The organism is Rhodococcus sp. LMD (assembly GCF_056108245.1).
The window spans coordinates 2,154,281-2,173,214 of the sequence record NZ_CM148557.1 but is presented as its reverse complement, the minus strand read 5'-3'; the positions used below and the strand labels follow the sequence as shown (position 1 = coordinate 2,173,214).

General features: G+C 71.3%; 16 protein-coding genes and 1 pseudogene. 3 read left to right on the top strand and 14 right to left on the bottom strand.

Annotation, left to right across the window (positions count from 1 at the left end):
• Nucleotides 1–2 precede the first annotated feature (2 nt).
• The 7 genes and pseudogenes from ACWPQI_RS10190 to rimP form a co-directional block, all read right to left on the bottom strand.
• A complete protein-coding gene (locus ACWPQI_RS10190) occupies nucleotides 3–986 on the bottom strand; it encodes a DHH family phosphoesterase (RefSeq protein ID WP_010592704.1) in 984 nt (327 codons plus the stop codon).
• Nucleotides 987–1,161: 175 nt separating this feature from the next.
• Nucleotides 1,162–1,611, bottom strand: a pseudogene (rbfA, locus tag ACWPQI_RS10185) (30S ribosome-binding factor RbfA); the annotation flags it as partial.
• A gap of 59 nt (nucleotides 1,612–1,670) precedes the next feature.
• Complete coding sequence (locus ACWPQI_RS10180) at nucleotides 1,671–1,961, bottom strand: DUF503 domain-containing protein (RefSeq protein ID WP_003935690.1); 291 nt, start codon at nucleotides 1,959–1,961, stop codon at nucleotides 1,671–1,673.
• Nucleotides 1,962–2,065: 104 nt separating this feature from the next.
• Nucleotides 2,066–4,966 (bottom strand): translation initiation factor IF-2, encoded by a 2,901-nt coding sequence (gene infB, locus ACWPQI_RS10175; protein ID WP_082061257.1) that lies wholly within the window; start codon nucleotides 4,964–4,966, stop codon nucleotides 2,066–2,068.
• A 150-nt stretch (nucleotides 4,967–5,116) separates the two neighbouring features.
• On the bottom strand, nucleotides 5,117–5,437 hold the full coding sequence (locus tag ACWPQI_RS10170; RefSeq protein WP_395704676.1) for a YlxR family protein: 321 nt from the start codon (nucleotides 5,435–5,437) through the stop codon (nucleotides 5,117–5,119).
• Between the two features lie 44 nt (nucleotides 5,438–5,481).
• Nucleotides 5,482–6,510 (bottom strand): transcription termination factor NusA, encoded by a 1,029-nt coding sequence (gene nusA / locus ACWPQI_RS10165; RefSeq protein ID WP_003938972.1) that lies wholly within the window; start codon nucleotides 6,508–6,510, stop codon nucleotides 5,482–5,484.
• Nucleotides 6,507–7,115 (bottom strand): ribosome maturation factor RimP, encoded by a 609-nt coding sequence (gene rimP / locus ACWPQI_RS10160; protein ID WP_010592707.1) that lies wholly within the window; start codon nucleotides 7,113–7,115, stop codon nucleotides 6,507–6,509. The genes nusA and rimP overlap by 4 nt, the downstream gene beginning before the upstream one ends.
• Nucleotides 7,116–7,277: 162 nt before the next feature.
• Here rimP and ACWPQI_RS10155 point away from each other — a divergent pair, with 162 nt between their 5' ends.
• Both ACWPQI_RS10155 and ACWPQI_RS10150 read left to right on the top strand, forming a co-directional pair.
• Nucleotides 7,278–7,778, top strand: a complete 501-nt coding sequence (locus ACWPQI_RS10155) for a hypothetical protein (protein ID WP_010592708.1) — start codon at nucleotides 7,278–7,280, stop codon at nucleotides 7,776–7,778.
• Entirely contained in the window at nucleotides 7,775–8,221 is a 447-nt protein-coding gene (locus tag ACWPQI_RS10150) for a ferritin-like domain-containing protein (RefSeq protein WP_010592709.1), read from the top strand. Before ACWPQI_RS10155 ends, ACWPQI_RS10150 begins: the two co-directional genes overlap by 4 nt.
• 18 nt (nucleotides 8,222–8,239) lie before the next feature.
• On the opposite strand, the gene ACWPQI_RS10145 is transcribed toward ACWPQI_RS10150, so the two are convergent.
• Together ACWPQI_RS10145 and ACWPQI_RS10140 are read right to left on the bottom strand one after the other, a co-directional pair.
• Entirely contained in the window at nucleotides 8,240–8,914 is a 675-nt protein-coding gene (locus tag ACWPQI_RS10145) for an O-methyltransferase (protein ID WP_017680571.1), read from the bottom strand.
• Nucleotides 8,915–8,941: 27 nt separating this feature from the next.
• Nucleotides 8,942–10,675 (bottom strand): proline--tRNA ligase, encoded by a 1,734-nt coding sequence (locus ACWPQI_RS10140; protein WP_010592711.1) that lies wholly within the window; start codon nucleotides 10,673–10,675, stop codon nucleotides 8,942–8,944.
• A gap of 53 nt (nucleotides 10,676–10,728) precedes the next feature.
• Between ACWPQI_RS10140 and yaaA the strand changes: the two genes are divergently transcribed.
• Nucleotides 10,729–11,472: a peroxide stress protein YaaA gene (gene yaaA / locus ACWPQI_RS10135; RefSeq protein WP_010592712.1), complete on the top strand. Its 744-nt coding sequence runs from the start codon at nucleotides 10,729–10,731 to the stop codon at nucleotides 11,470–11,472.
• Here the strand turns inward: yaaA and ACWPQI_RS10130 are convergent.
• The 5 genes from ACWPQI_RS10130 to mqo all read right to left on the bottom strand — a co-directional run bounded on the left by ACWPQI_RS10130 (nucleotide 11,443) and on the right by mqo (nucleotide 18,915).
• On the bottom strand, nucleotides 11,443–12,576 hold the full coding sequence (locus ACWPQI_RS10130; RefSeq protein WP_102030770.1) for an FUSC family protein: 1,134 nt from the start codon (nucleotides 12,574–12,576) through the stop codon (nucleotides 11,443–11,445). The two genes, yaaA and ACWPQI_RS10130, sit on opposite strands and share 30 nt — an antisense overlap.
• Before the next feature lie 159 nt (nucleotides 12,577–12,735).
• Nucleotides 12,736–14,217 (bottom strand): MFS transporter, encoded by a 1,482-nt coding sequence (locus tag ACWPQI_RS10125; protein WP_017680569.1) that lies wholly within the window; start codon nucleotides 14,215–14,217, stop codon nucleotides 12,736–12,738.
• Between the two features lie 11 nt (nucleotides 14,218–14,228).
• A complete protein-coding gene (cobA, locus tag ACWPQI_RS10120; RefSeq protein ID WP_225222750.1) occupies nucleotides 14,229–15,518 on the bottom strand; it encodes a uroporphyrinogen-III C-methyltransferase in 1,290 nt (429 codons plus the stop codon).
• A 111-nt stretch (nucleotides 15,519–15,629) separates the two neighbouring features.
• Nucleotides 15,630–17,312: a long-chain-fatty-acid--CoA ligase gene (locus ACWPQI_RS10115; protein ID WP_474738787.1), complete on the bottom strand. Its 1,683-nt coding sequence runs from the start codon at nucleotides 17,310–17,312 to the stop codon at nucleotides 15,630–15,632.
• Between the two features lie 130 nt (nucleotides 17,313–17,442).
• The gene (mqo, locus tag ACWPQI_RS10110; protein WP_225222786.1) at nucleotides 17,443–18,915 is read right to left on the bottom strand and encodes a malate dehydrogenase (quinone); all 1,473 of its coding nucleotides are present in this window, start codon (nucleotides 18,913–18,915) and stop codon (nucleotides 17,443–17,445) included.
• Nucleotides 18,916–18,934 lie beyond the last annotated feature (19 nt).

Here is an 18,934-nt window from a genome sequence, read left to right as displayed (position 1 = left end):
CGTCAGTCCAGTGCCGCGCGCAGTGCCGCGACGACCAGGTCGCGGTCGCCGTACGCGGTGTAGCCGGATGCGAACCGGTGCCCGCCTCCCCCGAGCGCGGCGGCGGTCGCGGAAACGTCGATGTGCCGCTTCGATCGCAGCGACACCGTCCACACGTCCGGCCCGCACTCCTTGAATACGGCGGCGACCTCCGCCTCTGCCGTCGTTCGAACGATGTCGATGACGCTCTCGATCTCCTCGGCTCCCAGATGTGCGGAGTCCGCGCGGCGCACTGTCGCGTGGACGAGTCCGCGACCGCCGGCGGCATCGGGGACGAGCGTCGCCGAGGCGAGCACCATCGACAGCATGGGCAGCCACCCGAACGGGTGGGTGTCGAGAAGCCGGCGGGTGATCGCGGCGCCGTCGATCCCGGTCGCCAGCAGCCGTTCCGCGAGGCGGTGCGAGCCCGCACGCCCCCAGCGGAACGATCCGGTGTCGGTGACCAGCCCCGCGTACAGACAGTGGGCGAGGTCCGCGTCGATCTGCACGCCCCACTCGTCGAACAGATCGGCGAGCACGGCGGTGGTGGATTCGGCGGCCTCGTCGATCAGATTGTGGGTGCCGAACCGCGTGTTGGAGCGGTGGTGGTCGATCACCAGGATGCGCTTCGCTCCGGCCAGGCGGCCCGCGAGTTGCCCGAGTCGGCCGACCGTGCCGCAGTCCACGGTGACGAGGAGATCCACCTCGTGACGGACCTGCCCGGCGGGCACCCGTAGGTGACCGCCGGGCAGGTCGCGCATCGAGGCCGGAACGGCAGCCGGAGACGCGAATGCCACCTGCACCGGAGTGCCACGCCGCTCGAGCACCGTGCCGAGGGCCAGGCCGGAGGCGAAGGTGTCGGCGTCGGGCTGGACATGGCAGAGGATCGTCACCGACGTCGCGTCCTCGAGGAGCGCGACGGCGTCGCGGAGATCGACCGCCGGGGCGGCCTGCGTCGATTCGGCCATCGGTGCGCTACAGATCGTCACCGTCGTCGGGACGCGACAGATCGTCACCGTCGTCGGGACGCGACAGATCGTCACCGTCGTCGGGACGCGACAGATCGTCACCGTCGTCGGGACGCGACAGATCGTCACCGTCGTCGGGACGCGACAGATCGTCACCGTCGTCGGGACGCGACAGATCGTCACCGTCGGGACGGGTCCGGGGCTCCTTGTATGGGTCGGGCTCGCCGGCGGGTGCGGCTCCCTCCCGGGCCTTGGCCAGCTCCTCGTCGGCAGCCCGTGCGCGCTCGAGAAGTTCCTCCATGTGCCGGGCGGTGTCCGGCACGGTGTCGGTGACGAAGGTCAGCGTGGGGGTGAATCGCACTCCGGTTCCCGCTCCGACCTTCGAGCGCAGCACACCCTTGGCCTTCTCCAGGCCGGCGGCAGCCGCGGCCAGGTCGGGTTCGGCGTCCAGATTCTCGCCGCGGACCGTGTAGTAGACGGTGGCGTCGTGCAGATCGGCGGTGACCTTCGCGTCGGTCACCGTGACGAACGCCAGCCTCGGATCCTTGATCTCGTGATCGATGGCGGTGGCGACGATCGTGGCGATGCGCTTGGCCAGTCGGCGTGCCCGTGCTGGATCGGCCATGTCAGTCGGTTCCTCTCCCCGGCCGCCGACGGCGACCACATGTTGTTCGACCGGTCCGGTCAGTCCTCCGGACCGAAAATTCTTCGCCGCACGGAGAGCAGCTGCAACTCCGGGCGTTCGGCGACGAGCCGCTCGCACGTGTCGAGCACCTCGTTGAGGTACGGCACCGCGGACGCGGCCACCGCCACCCCGATCTCGGCGCGGCGGTAGAGGTCCTGGTCACCGGTCTCGGCGGCACTGACCGTCATCCGCCGCAGCTCGGCGAGCACAGGACGGATCACGGACCGCTTCTGCTTGAGCGAGCGCACGTCGCCGAGCAGAACGTCCAGTTCCAGAGCCCCGAGATACATCCGTCCTCCGATGTCGTGCGGTGCCGATCTCCGGCACGCCGACGGCGGCGGGCGATCATCTCGCCCACCGCCGCCGACGAGACCGTCGGGTGTATCCGGCCGCGTCAGTCGCGCGGCTTCTCGCGCAGCTCGTACGCCTCGATCACGTCACCGATCTTGATGTCGGAGTAAGTGACCGTCAGACCGCACTCGAAGCCTTCCCGCACCTCGGTCACATCGTCCTTCTCGCGCCGCAGCGAGGAGATGGTGACCGTCTCGGCGACGACGTTGTTGTCGCGGAGCAGACGGGCCTTCGCGTTGCGCTTGACGATGCCGGACTGGACCATGCAGCCCGCGATGTTGCCGACCTTGGACGACTTGAAGATCGCCCGGATCTCGGCGCGGCCGAGCTCGACCTCCTCGTAGATGGGCTTGAGCATGCCCTTGAGCGCCTTCTCCACCTCGTCGATCGCCTGGTAGATGATCGAGTAGTAGCGGATGTCGACACCCTCGCGGTTGGCGAGCTCGGTGGCCTTGCCCTCCGCGCGGACGTTGAAGCCGATGATCACAGCGTTGGACGCGGCAGCCAGGTTGACGTTGGTCTCGGTCACACCACCGACACCGCGGTCGATGACTCGCAGCCGCACCTCGTCCCCGACCTCGATACCCATGAGGGCCTCCTCGAGGGCTTCGACCGTACCGGCGTTGTCGCCCTTGAGGATGAGGTTGAGCTCGTTGTGCTCCTTGAGCGCGGCATCGAGGTCCTCGAGGCTGATCCGCTTGCGGCTCTTGGCGGCCAGCGCGTTGCGCTTGCGCGCATTGCGGCGGTCCGCGATCTGCCGTGCGATGCGGTCCTCCTCGACGACGACGAGGTTGTCACCGGCGCCGGGCACCGACGTGAAGCCGATGACCTGGACCGGCCGCGAGGGCGACGCCTCGAGGACGTCGTCGCCGTGCTCGTCCACCATGCGGCGGACCCGGCCGTACGCGTCACCCGCGACGATCGAGTCGCCGACCCGCAGCGTGCCGCGCTGGACCAGGACGGTGGCCACGGGGCCGCGGCCACGGTCGAGGTGCGCCTCGATCGCGACGCCCTGCGCCTCCATGTCCGGGTTGGCCCGCAGATCGAGGGACGCGTCCGCGGTGAGCAGCACGGCCTCGAGCAGCTGGTCGATGTTCAGGCCCTGCTTCGCCGAGATGTCGACGAACATGGTGTCGCCGCCGTACTCCTCGGTGACCAGGCCGTATTCGGTGAGCTGCTGGCGGATCTTCTGAGGGTTCGCACCCTCCTTGTCGATCTTGTTCACCGCGACCACGATCGGCACGTCCGCAGCCTGAGCGTGGTTGATCGCCTCCACCGTCTGCGGCATGACGCCGTCGTCGGCCGCGACCACGAGGATCGCGATGTCGGTCGACTTCGCGCCACGGGCACGCATGGCGGTGAACGCCTCGTGACCCGGGGTGTCGATGAAGGTGATCAGCCGGTCTTCGCCGTTGAGGTGGGTCATCACCTGGTAGGCACCGATGTGCTGGGTGATGCCGCCGGCCTCGCCCTCGCGGACGTTGGCCTTGCGGATCGTGTCGAGCAGGCGGGTCTTGCCGTGGTCGACGTGACCCATGACGGTCACCACCGGCGGGCGCTGCACGAGGTCTTCCTCGGTGCCCTCGTCCTCGCCGTAGGTGATGTCGAACGACTCGAGCAGCTCGCGGTCCTCGTCCTCGGGGCTGACGACCTGAACGTTGTAGTTCATCTCGGAGCCGAGCAGCTCGAGAGTCTCGTCGTTCACCGACTGAGTGGCCGTGACCATCTCACCGAGGTTGAACAGCGCCTGCACGAGGGCCGACGGGTTCGCGTCGATCTTCTCCGCGAAGTCGGACAGGGACGCCCCGCGAGCGAGACGGATGGTCTCGCCGTTGCCGCGCGGCAGCCGCACACCGCCGACCGACGGTGCCTGCATCGAATCGTATTCCTGCCGCTTCTGCCGCTTCGACTTGCGGCCACGGCGCGGAGCGCCACCGGGACGGCCGAAGGCACCCGCGGTGCCACCGCGGCCACCGCGACCGGCACCACCGCCGCCACCACCGGGGCGACCGCGGAATCCACCGGGAGCGCCGGCACCGGTGCCGGCACCCGGAGCGCCGCCACCACCACCGCGGTAACCGCCGCCACCGCCGGCCGGACGCCCGCCGGGGGCACCGGGCCGACCGGGACGACCGGTCGGGGCGGGACGTGCAGCACGCTGCGGCATCGCGCCCGGGTTCGGACGCGGGGGCATCGATCCCGGGGACGGCCGGGGGCCACCCTGACCGGGGGCCGGACGGGGACCGCCGGGACCGGCCGCGGGGCGACCCTGACCGGGGGCCGGACGGGGACCGCCGGGACCGGCCGCGGGGCGACCCTGACCGGGGGCCGGACGGGCACCACCGGGACCGCCAGCGGGGCGACCCTGACCGGGAACCGGACGCGGGGCGCCCGGACGCGGCGCAGGACGCTCCGCGGGGGCGGACGAGTACGGGTTGTTGCCGACGCGCGGCGGCTTGGGACCGGGACGGGGACCGCCCGGCTTGGGACCGGGGCTCGGCGTCTGCGGGGCCGGCGCCTGCGGGGCCGGTGCCTGCGGCGCGGCCTGCGCGGCCGGGGCCTCCGGGGTGGCCGGCTTCGGGGCGGCCGGGCGCGGAGCGCCGGGCTTGGGGCCGGACGCGGCGGGACGCGCCGCCGGAGCCGGGCTGGGCGCCGGGGCGGCGGCTTCCGGCTGCGGGGCCGGGGCGGGTGCCGGTGCGGCCTGGGCGGGCGCAGCCGGACGGGGACCGGGGCGCGGCGCCCCGGGCTTGGGGGCCGCCGACGGGGCTGCGCCGTCGCCGTTCGCCTTCGCGAAGGACTCGCGCAGTCGGCGCGCCACCGGCGGCTCGACTGTCGAGGACGCCGACTTCACGAATTCGCCCTGTTCCTTCAAACGGGCGAGAAGTTCCTTACTGGTGACACCGAGTTCCTTGGCCAACTCGTGTACACGGGCCTTGCCTGCCACTGCTCTCCTCACTGATGAGGTCGAGCGGCTGGTGCCCGCACGACCTCGGGTTATCTCCGATGGACGTTCATCGCTGGTGCTTCACGGTGTGCTCATGAGTGTTCGTACCTGTTCTTCTCAGAGTTGGTGTCCCCGGTCCGGCGCGTATCGCTACGCCGAGTTCCCCTCGTTCCGGACCCCGACCAGCTGAACAAGCGCGGACGGGTCGATTGTTCCCGACACCCGCAGCGCTCTGCCGAATGCTCGACGCCGCTCCGCCTGACCGAGGCATTCCGGATCGGGGTGCAGCCACGCGCCCCGACCGGACATCCTCCGCCCCGGATCCGGCACCAGCACGAAACCTGTCGACTCCGTCGCCCGCGCCACGACCCTCAGCAGATCGGCAGCCAGCACCCGCTGCCGACACCCGACGCAGGTGCGCACCGGAGCGATGCGCTCTCGGCCGGCCGAGGGCAGCTCATGCTGAGCCATCGACCACTCTACCGCTGATCGGGCCGGAACCGTGCATTCCACCCCTACCTGCCTGTCGCGGGCGACCCCGCCGACTCCGAACCACCGGCCGCGGCGTCGCTGCGGATGTCGATCCGCCACCCGGTCAGCCGCGCAGCCAGGCGGGCATTCTGCCCCTCCTTGCCGATCGCGAGGGAGAGCTGATAGTCGGGGACGACGACCCGGGCCGCACGCGCGTCGGGATCGACGACTGTGACGGATACCACCTTCGAGGGGGACAGTGCGTTGCCGACGAACCTCGCCGGGTCCTCGTCGAAGTCGATGATGTCGATCTTCTCGTCCCCGAGTTCACGCATGACGTTGCGCACCCGTTGCCCCATCGGGCCGATGCACGCGCCCTTGGCGTTGAGCCCCGGCACTCGCGAATGGACCGCGATCTTGGAACGGTGGCCGGCTTCCCGCGCGACGGCGACGATCTCCACCGACCCGTCCGCGATCTCCGGCACCTCGAGGGCGAACAGCTTGCGCACCAGATTGGGGTGCGTCCGGGACAGCGTGATCTGAGGACCGCGCTGCCCACGGGAGACCCCGACGACATAGCAGCGGATCCGGTCACCGTGCTCGTACGTCTCGCCGGGCACCTGCTCGGCCGGCGGGATCAGCCCCTCGGCGCCGGTGGTCTCGCCACCGATCTTCACCACGACCATGCCGCGGGCGTTGGCGCGGGTGTCGCGCTGGACGACGCCGGCGACGACCTCACCCTCGTGCGTCGCGAACTCCCCGAACCGCTGTTCGTGCTCGGCATCGCGAATGCGCTGCATGATCACCTGGCGCGCGGTGGTCGCCGCGATGCGGCCGAAGCCCTCGGGGGTGTCGTCCCACTCGGAGACGAGGTTGCCGTCCGCGTCGAACTCCTGCGCCATCACCCGCACAGCGCCGGTCCTGCGGTCCACGTCGACACTCGCGTGCGGCTGGTGCCCGTCGGTGTGCCGGTAGGCGGTGAGCAGGGCCGTCTGGATCGTCTCGATCAGCGCATCGAACGGGATGTTCTTGTCGGCCTCGAGGACCTTCAGGGCTGCGATGTCGATATTCACTTGTCCACCTTCACTTCGTCCGTGCCGTTGTAGTCGGTGCCGTTCTCGTCGTCCGGATCCTCGCCGTCGCTCTCGGCGATCTCGCCCGCACGCACCCGGCCGTCCGGCACCCCGCCCGCGAGTTCGAGTTCGCGCGGATTCGGCGCGTTGAACTCGACCTCGACAACGGCGCGGCGCACATCCGCGAGCGGAAGCACCCGCACGGACGGCCCGTTGCGGCCGGGGACGACGACCCGGACCTCGTCGCCGACGAGCTCACCGATGCGGCCGACGATCGTCTCGTCGTCCAGGTCGATCCGCGCCTTGCGGGCCTGGGACCGGCGCCAGTGCCGTTCGAGGGTGAGCGGGCGGCCGATGCCGGGGCTGGTCACCTCGAGCACGTAGGGCGACTCGCCGAAGTCGGCGACGGAATCGAAAACCTCCGAGACGAGAGTGCTCAGACGGGCGGCCTCGTCGAGGCTCAGTCCGGTGTCGCTGTCGACGAACAACCGCACCGTGCTGTGCTTGCCCGCAGACGTGACCACGACGTCCTCGAGGTCGTATCCCTCGCGCTCGATCGGTCCGGAGACGAGTTCGGCAATTCTCTCCGGGGGCGGCACCGGCATCGCGACAAGCTCCTCGTTCAGTTGTGATCGCAGCGGACGACATGCCGGCGCACGAGCGGACCGGCAGGTATCCCAGGATATCGCGCATTCGGTGCCCCCGTGACCAACCCCCGCGGCCGACCACCGTCGGATCCACGCGGACCGGGCTGGCACGATGGTGCGGTGCCGACGCTCGCATCCTCACCGCCCGTATCCCGCCGCACCGTGTTGCGGTGGTCCGGCGCCGCGCTCGGCGGTCTCGGCGCGCTCGCCGTCGCCGGGTGCGCTGCCGGCGAGGACGACGGCAGCGGAGAGGTCGATCCGCTGATCGCGCAGGCCGAGCGGGCGCGCGTCGACGCCGCGACCGCCGCCCTGCTCGTCGCGCTGCTTCCGGACCGTGCGCAGGCGCTGCAGGCCGTCGCCGCCGAACGCACGACCCACGCCCAGACCCTGGACGCCGAAGTGGCCCGGCTCGCCGGGACCGACCCGACGGTGTCGGACGTCACGACGACGACCGTCGCTCCGGCCGCGGATCCACCGACCCTCGATCTGATGCGCGACCGGCTGGGCACCTCGCGGCGCGCCGCCGCCGATCTCGCCCGCACCCTGCAGGGGTACCGGGCGGGCCTGCTCGCCTCGATCAGCGCCGCGTGCGCCGTGCACACGGGGGTGCTGCTGCCGTGAGTTCGCAGTCGCTGGGTGTCGAGCAGCAGGCCCTCGTGGACGCGTTGAACGCCGAGTACGCCGCGGTGTTCGGGTACGGAATCGTCGCCGCCTTCTCCAACCCCGCCCGGGCGGCCGAGGTCTCGGCCGACACCGCGGCCCACCGCGCCCGGCGCGACGCCACCACGGATGCGCTGCGGGCCGCGGGCGTGACCCCGCCCCCCGCTGCCGCCGGGTACACCACGCCCTTCCCGGTGACCGATCCGGTCTCGGCGGCACAGCTGGCGGTACAGATCGAGGCCGATGTCGCCGTGGCGTGGCGTTCCGTCGTCGAGCGGGCCCGCAGCGAGCACACCCGTGGAGCGGCGATCGAGGCGCTCACCGAGTCGGCGATGCGGGCGGCACGGTGGCGCGTCAACCTGGGGATCGCCCCGCCGTCCGTCGCGCTGCCCGGGCAACCCTGAGCCGTCCGGCGCGGCGGGTCAGCCGGTCATCACGGCGATCGCCACGCCGTCCCAGCCCTTGACCCCGACGGTCTGCAGCGCGGTCGCGTCGAGGCGGGGATCCGCCCCCATGAGTTCGAGCACCTCCCGGGCGCCGCGCACACGCTCGTCGTCGAGGTCGGCATTGGTCACCGATCCGCCGCGGATCACGTTGTCGACGACGATCACGGTTCCGGGTCGGCCGAGCCGCAGCGCCCACCGCACGTAGTGCGGGTTGTTCTCCTTGTCGGCGTCGACGAAGACCAGGTCGAACGGGGCCTCGACCTCGAGGGACGGCAGGAGGTCGAGGGCGGCGCCCACGCGGACCTCGACGCGCTCCCCCACCCCGGCGCGGTCGAGGTTGGCGCGGGCGACCTCGGCGTGCCGCGGTTCGTACTCGAGGGTGACCACGCGCCCGTCGTCGCCGACGGCCCGCGCCAGCCAGATGGTCGAGTACCCGCCGAGCGTGCCGATCTCGAGGATGCGCCGGGCACCGCGGATCCGGGCCAGCAGGTGCAGCAGCTTGCCCTGCACCGGTGCCACGTCGATCGGCGGCAACCCGGCCGCGGCGTTGGCCTCGAGCGCCGCGGTCAGGGCGGGGTCGTCGCCGACGAGGAGCTCGGCGAGGTAGCTGTCGGTGGCGGCCCAGTCGTCGGCCGTGTCGCTGTCGGTCATGACACCGATTGTGGGGTCCGACGCGCCTCAGCGGCCGAGGATCTCCTGCAGCGCCTCGTCGGCCGGAACCTCCCGGGACTCGCCGCCGAACCGGTCGCGCAGCTCGACCTTGCCGTCCGCCCATCCCCGTCCGACGACGACCACCAGCGGCACGCCGAGCAGCTCGGAGTCCTTGAACTTCACCCCGGGCGAGGCCTTGCGATCGTCGAGCAGGACCTCGACTCCGGCCTTGTCGAGTTCGGCCGCCAGGTTCTCGGCGCCCGCCCGGGCCGCCTCGTCCTTGTTGGCGATCACCAGGTGCACGCCGAACGGAGCGACCTCGGCCGGCCAGCGCAGACCCTTGTCGTCGTGCTGCTGCTCGGCGATCACCGCGACGAGCCGCGAGACGCCGACACCGTAGGAACCCATGGTCGGCCGCACCGGCTTGCCGTTCTCGCCGAGCACGTCGACGGCGAAGGCATCGGTGTACTTGCGGCCGAGCTGGAACACGTGGCCGATCTCGATGCCGCGCGCCGACACCAGGGGCCCGGCACCGTCGGGCGACGGATCACCGTCGCGCACCTCGGCGGCCTCGATCGTGCCGTCCGGGACGAAGTCCCGGCCCGCGACGAGTCCGACGACGTGCCTGCCGGGTTCGTCGGCGCCGGTGATCCACGACGTGCCGTCCACGACCCGCGGATCGACGAGGTAACGGACCCCGTTGTCCAGCAGCGCCTTCGGACCGATGTACCCCTTGACGAGGAACGGGTGGGCCGCGAAGTCGGCGTCCGTGAGCAGCTCGTACTCGGCCGGCTCGAGCGATGCCCCGAGCCGCTTGTCGTCCACCTCTCGGTCGCCGGGGATGCCGATACCGAGCAGTTCCCACTCCCCGCCGGGTCGCCGCGTCTTGACGAGGATGTTCTTCAGGGTGTCGGCGGCGGTCACCGGGCGGTCGAGCGCCCCAGCTGCCCACTCGACGAGAGTCTCGATGGTCGGGGTGTCGGGGGTGTCGTGCACCACCGGCTCGGGCAGCCCGTCGAACGCAACCGGCTCGGGAGCCAGAGTGCGCACCGCTTCGACGTTCGCGGCGTAGCCCGACTCGAGGCAGCGCACGTACGTGTCCTCACCCACCTCGCTCTCGGCGAGGAACTCCTCCGACGCGCTCCCGCCCATCGCGCCCGAGGTCGCGGAGACGATGACGTACTTCACCCCGAGACGCGCGAAGATCCGCTCGTAGGCGTCGCGGTGGGCCCGGTAGGACTCGGCCAGGCCCTCGTCGGTGAGATCGAAGCTGTAGGAGTCCTTCATCACGAACTCGCGGCCGCGGAGGATCCCGGCACGCGGCCGCTCCTCGTCCCGGTACTTGGTCTGGATCTGGTACAGCGTGACCGGAAAGTCCTTGTAGGAGTTGTATTCGCCCTTGACGGTGAGCGCGAACATCTCCTCGTGGGTGGGCCCGAGCAGGTAGTCGGCGCCCTTGCGGTCGTGCAGCCGGAACAGCCCGTCGCCGTACTCGGTCCACCGGTTCGTGGTTTCGTAGGGGTCGCGCGGCAGCAGTGCCGGCAGCGAGATCTCCTGCGCGCCGATCGCGTTCATCTCCTCGCGCACGACGCGCTCGACCTGCCGCAGCACCCGCAGACCCAGTGGCAGCCACGAGTACACCCCCGGCGCTATGCGGCGGACGTAGCCGGCGCGCACGAGCAGCTTGTGGCTGGCGACCTCGGCGTCGGCCGGATCGTCGCGGAGGGTGCGGAGAAACAGGTGCGACATGCGGGTGATCACGGGAGAGCAGCCTACCTGCCGCCCCCGGACCGGCCTCGGTACGGTTACCGCTTGTGCTGGTGCTTCTGCCTCCTTCCGAAACCAAGTCCGACGGCGGCGACGGTGCGCCCCTCGACCTGGGCGAACTGTCGATGCCGCAGCTGACCGTGACTCGCGAGGCGCTGGTGCAGGCACTCGTCGACCTGGCCGCGGACCACGAGGCGTCGACCGTGGCGCTCGGCCTGGGTCCCACGCAGGCGGACGAGATCGAACGCAACGCCAAGCTGTGGGTCTCGCCCACGCGACCGGCGCTCGCGCGATACACCGGAGTGCTGTTCGACGCCCTCGACGCCGCCGGGTTCACCAGGGCGCAGCGGGCGAAGGCCTACCGGCGGCTCGCGATCGGGTCGGCGCTGTTCGGCGCGGTCCGTGCGGGCGATCCCGTCCCTGCATATCGCCTGTCGGGCGGATCGAAGCTGCCCGGGTTCGGCACCCTCGCGTCGTTGTGGCGCCCGGAACTGAGCGACGCACTGTCCGCGGAGGCCGCCGGGGAGCTCGTCGTGGACCTGCGCTCGGGGGTGTACCAGCAGCTCGGACCTGTCCCCGGTGCGGTCACGGCAACCGTGCTCACCGAGCAGCCGGACGGCAGCCGCAAGGTGGTCAGCCACTTCAACAAGCACCACAAGGGCCTGCTGGCACGTGCGCTCGTGCTGACCCGCGCGGAGCCGGCGGACGTCGACGGTGTCGCGCGGGTCGCGGCCCGCGCGGGTCTGCGGGTGGAGACGGCGTCAGCCACCGAACTCGTGATTCTGACCTGATTGCGGTGTGCGCCCGGTGTCCTGCACCGCGGTGAGGAACCGGTGCGCCGGGTGCCAGAAGCTCCCGAGCACGGCCGCCACCCGGGGATCACCGGACCCGGCGGCCGAGCGCTGCAGTTCGGCGAGCCGGCGGGCGCACCGGTCGCGGGCCTCGTCGAATCGTGCGGGGTCGTCGTGGGCGTCCCCGATCCGGTCCACGAGCCCGGCAAGGGCCGTCAGGAGGGTGGGCACGGAACACCGCGCCGCGTCGTCAGCCTCGGCGAGAACACCGTCCGACGCCGCCTCGGCGACACGTGCGAGTTCGCGCAGCGCCGGCACGGCGTACCACAGCCGGTCCAGGACGCCCTGGGAGGCCGTGGCCTGGTCCCGGACCCGGTCTGCGATCGGACGCGGATTGAGCCGCGCGCTCTCGCGTGCCCACTGCGAGGATTCCGCCGCGCGCTCCATCATCCGGTCGATCTCCTCCGCCCGGCGCGCCCAGCCCCCGGTGCCCGGCCCCGCGTCGTCGCCCGTCCCGGCGGCCATGTCGCACAGCAGGGATCGGATCTCCCGGGTGAGTACCTCGAGCTCGTCTCCGACCGGGTAGACGGGCGGGAAGAGCACCGCGGTCACCACGAGTCCGCAGACCGCGCCGATGGCGGTCTCGATCAACCGGTCTCCCAGCATCACCGGATCGCCCGCGACGCCCGTCGCGATGACGAACAGGGCGGTGATCGCCACCCAGATCCCGTTGGTGCCGAACACCCGCCACCGGCCGACGAACCAGCCGACGAGCACGGCTGCGCCGATCGACAGCGTCGGTCCGGGCACGAGCGCGATCGCCGCCGCGGCGAGCAGTACCCCGGACAGGACGATCGCCATCTGCACGAACGCCTGCCGGACCGACCGGAACACCGTCGTCTCGACGAGGAACACCGCGACGTACGGCGCGAGATAGGCCTGCGGCAGCGCGAGCCACTCGGCGGCGACGAGCCAGGCCATCATCGCAGCGACGGACGCCTTGGCAGCCTGGGTGGCGATGTGGCGCTCGTGGCCTCGTTCGCGGACGGCACGTACCGTCCACGACGCCGAGTATCGAACCCGGTCGGTGAAGGCGGACAGCATGTGCTCCGGCTACCCGGGACGCACGGCGGTCACACCCCGCTGCGGGCGGCCACCGCGGCGGAGGTCTGTGTGCTGTTGCACCTCCGGCGGCGGAGGTCTATGTACCCTGCGCCTCCGGCGGCGGAGGTCTATGTACCCTGTGCCTCCGGCGGCGGAGGTCTATGTACCCTGCGCCGCCTTCTCCGCTTCCTGGGCCTGCGCGACCTGCTCCGGGGTGAAGCGGATGAACAACGCCGCAGCCCCCGCGATCACGGCGCACACCGCGCAGCCGACGAGAGCGAACAGATAGCCCTCCCCCAGCGCGTAGAGCTGGGCGGGGTCCATGTCGGCGACGGCGCCGGACGTACCCCCCAGGGCCAGGGTCCGGGAGGTGGCCATCGCGCCGATCACGGCGAGACCGATCGGGCCGCCGAGCGTCTGCGCCACCTGGGCGATCGCAGCGAGCGGGCCGATCTCGTGCGAGCCGACGCCGGCGATCGCACACAGCGGCAGCGGGACCACGGCCAGGCCCACGCCGAATCCGACGACGAGCACCAGGACGAACAGCGTCGGCACGTACGCGACGGTGTGCGACATGGTCGACCCGTACAGCAGGCTGACCGCCATGATCAGGGCTCCGGTGACGACGAGCCACCGGGGCCGCACCCGGACCGCGAGCTTCGACGCGACCGCAGCGGCGGCGCCCAGCCCGAAGGCGAACGGCACGAACGCCAGACCGGCCTGCAGCGGCGAGTACCCGAGGATGTCCTGCACGAACAGGGCGACGAACGCGGCGAGGCTGAACATGACGGCACCGGCGAAGAAGATCGACACGAACGTCGCGACCCGGTCGGGATTGCGGAACAGCACGAACGGCAGCAGGGGGTTCTCGGCGCGGCGCTCCACGACGAGGAACACCGCGAGCAGCGCGGCACCGGCGAGCAGCGCGCCGACCACCGCCGGGCTGCTCCACCCCATCTCGGGGCCCTCGGTGAGCCCGAAGACGAGACCGGTGCAGCCGAGCGTGGCGAGCACCGCGCCCGGCACGTCCAGCGGCAGCCGCTCGGCGGCGGTCTCGCGGAGCGCGATCACGGCCAGGGTCACGATCAGGATCCCGATCGGCACGTTGATCAGGAAGATCCAGCGCCAGGACACCTCGGTCAGAGCGCCGCCGATGATCAGCCCGGCGATCGAGCCGACACCGGTCATGGCCGCGAAGATGGCGATCGCCTGGTTGCGGGCCGGTCCGGGTGCGAAGGTGGTGGCGACCAGCGCCAGGGCCGTGGGCGAGGCCACAGCGGCGCCGACGCCCTGCAGCGCGCGGGCCGCGACGAGGGTGCCCTCGTTGACGGCGAGTCCGCACAGCAGCGAGGCGAGCGTGAACAACCCGACGCCGGCGATGAACATGCGTTTACGACCGAAGGCGTCGCCGAGGCGTCCGCCGAGCAGCATGAGACCGCCGTAGCTCAGTGCGTACGACGTGAGCACCCAGTTGCGTCCCGCGTCGCTCAGGCCGAGGTCCTCCTGCAACGGGGCCAGCGCGAGATTGGCGACCGTGCCGTCGAGCACGACCATCAACTGGAGGCCGCTGAGGACGACGATCGCCAGACCCAGCGCACGCGTGGTGACGGGGTAGCTCACGGGCGAGGAGGTTTCGGCCATGTGGATCAACGTTACCGAGCGTCCGAGGCGACCTCGGCCACCGGCCCGACGTCGAACGCGGCCACCGGCCCGATGACGACGATGGCCGGCGGGCGGATCTGCTCCTCCCGGACCCGCGCGGCGACGGTCGCCAGATCGGCGCGCAGCACCCGCTGGGTGCGCAGCGTGCCCTCCTGGATCACGGTGACCGGCGTCTGCGCGGGCCGGCCCCCCTCGAGCAGGGCGGCGGCGAACTGCTCGATCCGCTCGACCGCCATCAGCAGCACCAGCGTGCCGCGCAGGCGCGCGAGCGCACCCCAGTCGGTGAGCGAATCCGGGTGGTCCGGGGCCACGTGCCCGCTGACCACGACGAACTCGTGGGTGACCCCGCGATGGGTGACCGGGATCCCCGCCGCGGAGGGCACCGAGATGGCGCTGGTGATGCCCGGAACGACCGTCACGGGCACCCCGGCGGCAACGCATGCCTCGAGTTCCTCGTAGCCGCGGCCGAACACGTACGGGTCGCCGCCCTTGAGCCGGACGACGAACTTCCCGGCCTTCGCGCCGTCGATGAGGGCCTGGTTGATGGCCTCCTGCGCCATCGCCCGGCCGTAGGGGATCTTGGCGGCGTCGATCACCTCGACGTGGGGGCCGAGCTCGGCGAGCAGTTCCGGTGGGGCCAGCCGGTCGGCGACGACGACGTCGGCCCGGGCCAGCAGGCGCCGCCCGCGGACGGTGATCAGGTCGGGATCGCCCGGGCCACCCCCGACCAGCGCGACCCCGGGACGGGCGGGTTCGGCGTCTGCGACGACGGCGCCGGACTGCAGGGCCTCGCGGATCGCGGTGCGCACGGCCGCGGAGCGGCGGTGGTCGCCGCCGGCCAGCACACCGACGGTCATCCCGTCGTAGTGGGCGGTGGCCGGGGTGACCGCGGTGCCGCGACGGGCGTTGTCGGCCCGGACGCAGAAGATGCGGTCGCGTTCGGCCTCCGCGACGATCGCGGCATTCGTGTCCGGTTCGTCCGTGCAGGCGATGGCATACCAGGCGCCGTCCAGATCCCCGGCGCGGTAGTCGCGCAGTTCCAGGGTGATCTGCCCGGCGGTCGCCATGCCCTCGACGGCGGGCGTCGCGGCACGGGTGATCACGTGCACGTGGGCACCGGCGGCGACGAGCAGGCCGAGCCGCCGCTGTGCGACGGTACCGCCGCCGACCACCACCACGCGCCGGCCCCGCAGATTGAGCCCGACCAGGTAGTTGGTCTCGTCGTCGGCAGCACTGGACACCGGCACTTCCCATCTTTCGGCACTGTCTGCAACGCGCATCACGCTGCGTGGAACGCACAAACACTACGGGCACGGTGGTTTGCGGCGCCATCCGCCGTACGAACTTCGTGAGCGACGCCGCAGTCGCGACCCGCACGGCTGCCGGAGGGATCAGCCGGGGAGGAGAGACTCGCGGACCTGCCGGCGCAGCACCTTCCCGATCTGGGAGCGCGGCAGGTCCTCCACCACCACCACACGTCGCGGAACCTTGTAGGCGGCCAGGCGCGACCGGCAGTGCTCCCGCGCCGCCTCGGGGTCGACGTCCTCACCCGAAACCAGCACCGCCGCCACCACGTCCTCGCCGCCGTCGGAAGCCGGCAGTCCCACCACGGCGGCATCGACGATCCCCGGGAACGACCGCAACGCCGCCTCGACCTCGGACGGCATGACATTGAATCCACCGGTGATGACCAGTTCCTTGATCCGATCCACCACCGTGACGAATCCGTCCCGGTCGACCTGGACGATGTCCCCGGTCCGGAACCAGCCCCCGTCGAGCAGTGCTTCCGCCGTCTGTTCGGGCTTGTTCCAGTATCCGGAGAACACCTGCGGACCCCGGAGCAGCAATTCTCCCCGCTCCCCGGGTTCGACGTCGCGCGCCGGGTCGGCAGGATCGACCACCCGGATCTCGGTGCTCGGGAAGGGCACCCCGACGGCGCCGGGCCGGCGGGTGAGTCCGATGGGATTGCCGATCGCCACCGGCGACGTCTCGGTGAGCCCGTACCCCTCGACCAGTACCCCGCCGGTGACCTCCTCCCACAGTTCCAGGGTCTCCGTCGGCAAGGGCATCGCCCCGGAGATCGACCATCGCGCCGACGTCAGGTCCACCGATCGCTCCCGGGCCGCGCGGGCGAGCCGCTCGTAGATCGGCGGCACCGCCGGCATGAACGTGGGCGGGTGCTTCGCGGCGGCGGTGAGCACCAGATCCACGTCGAACTTGGGGAACAGGACCAGCCGGGCGCCGATACTCATCGCGAAGGTCACGCACAGCGTGAGCCCGTATGCGTGGAACATCGGCAACACCGCGTACACGACCTCTTCGCCGTCCACCAGGCCCGGTACCCACGCACGACCCTGGGCGGCGTTGGCGCCGAGGTTGCGGTGGGTCAGCATCGCGCCCTTCGGGACGCCGGTGGTGCCGCTCGTGTACTGGATCACCGCCAGATCCTCGACCGAGGGCCCCGGTCGATCGGGGTCGACGGGCCCGTCCGCCAGCAGCCGTTTCCACGGAATCGTCCCGGGCGCAGAGCCGGTCAGCGCGTCCCGCGCCGCACGCGCTTTCGGAACGGGAAGGGCGAGCGCGAGCCGCTTGGACCACGGCATCGAACGCGTGATGTCCACCGCCACGATGTGCTCGACGGCCGTGTCCCCGGCGATCTGCTGCAGCAGCGGACAGACCTTGTCCCAGGCGATCGCCACCGTGGCGCCGTGGTCGGCGAACTGGCGGGCCATCTCTTCCTCGGTGTAGAGCGGATTGTGCTCGACCACCACGCCGCCGATCCGCAGGACCGCATAGAACGCGATCACATGTTCCGGGCAGTTCGGCAGGACGAGCGCCACCCGGTCACCGGGGCGCACACCGAGCCGCCGTAGCCCCTCCGCGCCGCGGTGCACCCGGTCGGCGAGTTGCGAATAGGTCAGTTCCGCGCCGAAGAACTCGAGCGCCGGACGTGGTCCGAACCGGGCTGCCGAAGTCTCGAGCATGTCGACCAGCGAGTCCTCCGGGGGCGTGATGTCCGAGGGCACGCCCTCGGCGTAGCTGGCGAGCCAGATCCGTTCCCTAGCGGTGCTCACAGCCCTGCCCCTCTCCACGCTGGAACCAGCGTAGACCGCCGGGCGGGGACACCGGCATGTTCCGGCGGACGAGGGCGGCCCGCGCGGGACCCGGGCGGGTCCCGCGCGGGCCGCCTCGACGACTGGACGGTCAGACCGTCGCCGGCTCCGCCGGGGCGGGGGCGTCGACCGGGGAGGCGACATCGAGCTGCAGGGACTTGGTACCCCAGCGCCAGACCTTGTCGAACAGTGCGGTGTCGTCCGAGAGCTTGACTCCGAGGGACGGCACCATCTCCCGCAGGGTGTCCTGCCATGCCGTCCACCGGTCGGGGAAGCACCGTTCGAGCACGTCGAGCATCGCCGGAACCGCGGTCGAGGCCCCCGGCGACGCGCCGAGCAGGCCGGCGATCGTGCCGTCGCCGGCATTGACCACGGCGGTGCCGAACTCGAGCACTCCGCCCGCGCCCTTGCGGCGGATGACCTGTACCCGCTGGCCGGCGGTGATGAGCTCCCAGTCCGCCATGCGGGCCTGCGGCACGAACTCGCCCAGGGTGCCGATGCGGTCGCGCGGCGACTGCATCAGCTCACCGATCAGGTACTTGGTCAGTCCCATCTCGGTGAGGCCGACGCCGATCATCGACAGCAGGTTGTTCGGCTTGACCGACCCGGGCAGGTCGGTGAACTTGCCGTTCTTGAGGAACTTCGGGGACCAGCCGGCGTAGGGGCCGAACAGCAGGCCCTGCTTGCCGCCGATCACGCGGGTGTCGAGGTGCGGGACCGACATGGGCGGTGCACCCACGGCGGCCTTGCCGTACACCTTGGCGCTGTGCATGGCGATCAGCTCCGGATTGGTGCAGCGCAGGAACTGACCGGAGACGGGGAAGCCGCCGAAGCCCTTGGCCTCCGCGATACCCGACTTCTGCAGCAGGTGCAGCGCGCCACCGCCGGCACCGACGAACACGAACCGGGCGTGCACCTTGCGGGCCTGGCCGGTGCGGCGGTTGCGGACCTTGACGCTCCAGCTTCCGTCGGACTGCTTGTCCAGATCCGTCACGTCGTGGCCGAAGTGCACGGTGCCGCCGGACGCGGCGACGTTGTTCAGCAGCTGCTTGGTGAGGGCGCCGAAGTCGACGTCGGTGCCGTCCTGGGTCCAGTTCAGCGCGATGGGCTCGGAGAAGTCCCGGCCCTGCGCCATCAGCGGCAGCCGTTCCGAGAAGTACTCGGGGCTCTCCGAGTACTCCATGCCGGCGAAGAGCGGGTGCCCGGCCAGCGCGTCGTAGCGGGCACGCAGGTACTTCACGTTGTCGGCGCCGTGGACGAAGCTGACGTGCGGAACGGGATTGATGAAGTTCTTGGGATCGGTGAGGATGCCGTTGTCCACCGCGAACGCCCAGAACTGGCGCGAGACCTGGAATTGCTCGTTGACGTTGATCGCCTTGGTGATGTCCACGCCACCGCCCGGCTTGGCGGGCGTGTAGTTCAGCTCGCACAGCGCCGAGTGGCCGGTGCCCGCGTTGTTCCAGGGATCACTGCTCTCGGCCGCCGCGGCGTCGAGCCGCTCGAAAGCGGTGATGGACCAGTCGGGCTGCAGCCGGCGCAGGATGGCGCCGAGTGTCGCGCTCATGATGCCCGCACCCACGAGC

Coding starts and splice junctions, on each gene's coding strand:
- ACWPQI_RS10130 (WP_102030770.1), bottom strand. CDS start 12,576: ATGCTGTCCGCCTTCACCGACCGGGTTCGATACTCGGCGTCGTGGACG.
- ACWPQI_RS10180 (WP_003935690.1), bottom strand. CDS start 1,961: ATGTATCTCGGGGCTCTGGAACTGGACGTTCTGCTCGGCGACGTGCGC.
- ACWPQI_RS10190 (WP_010592704.1), bottom strand. CDS start 986: ATGGCCGAATCGACGCAGGCCGCCCCGGCGGTCGATCTCCGCGACGCC.
- ACWPQI_RS10170 (WP_395704676.1), bottom strand. CDS start 5,437: ATGGCTCAGCATGAGCTGCCCTCGGCCGGCCGAGAGCGCATCGCTCCG.
- mqo (WP_225222786.1), bottom strand. CDS start 18,915: ATGAGCGCGACACTCGGCGCCATCCTGCGCCGGCTGCAGCCCGACTGG.
- cobA (WP_225222750.1), bottom strand. CDS start 15,518: ATGCGCGTTGCAGACAGTGCCGAAAGATGGGAAGTGCCGGTGTCCAGT.
- ACWPQI_RS10145 (WP_017680571.1), bottom strand. CDS start 8,914: ATGACCGACAGCGACACGGCCGACGACTGGGCCGCCACCGACAGCTAC.
- rimP (WP_010592707.1), bottom strand. CDS start 7,115: ATGCCGGTGCCGCCCCCGGAGAGAATTGCCGAACTCGTCTCCGGACCG.
- ACWPQI_RS10125 (WP_017680569.1), bottom strand. CDS start 14,217: ATGGCCGAAACCTCCTCGCCCGTGAGCTACCCCGTCACCACGCGTGCG.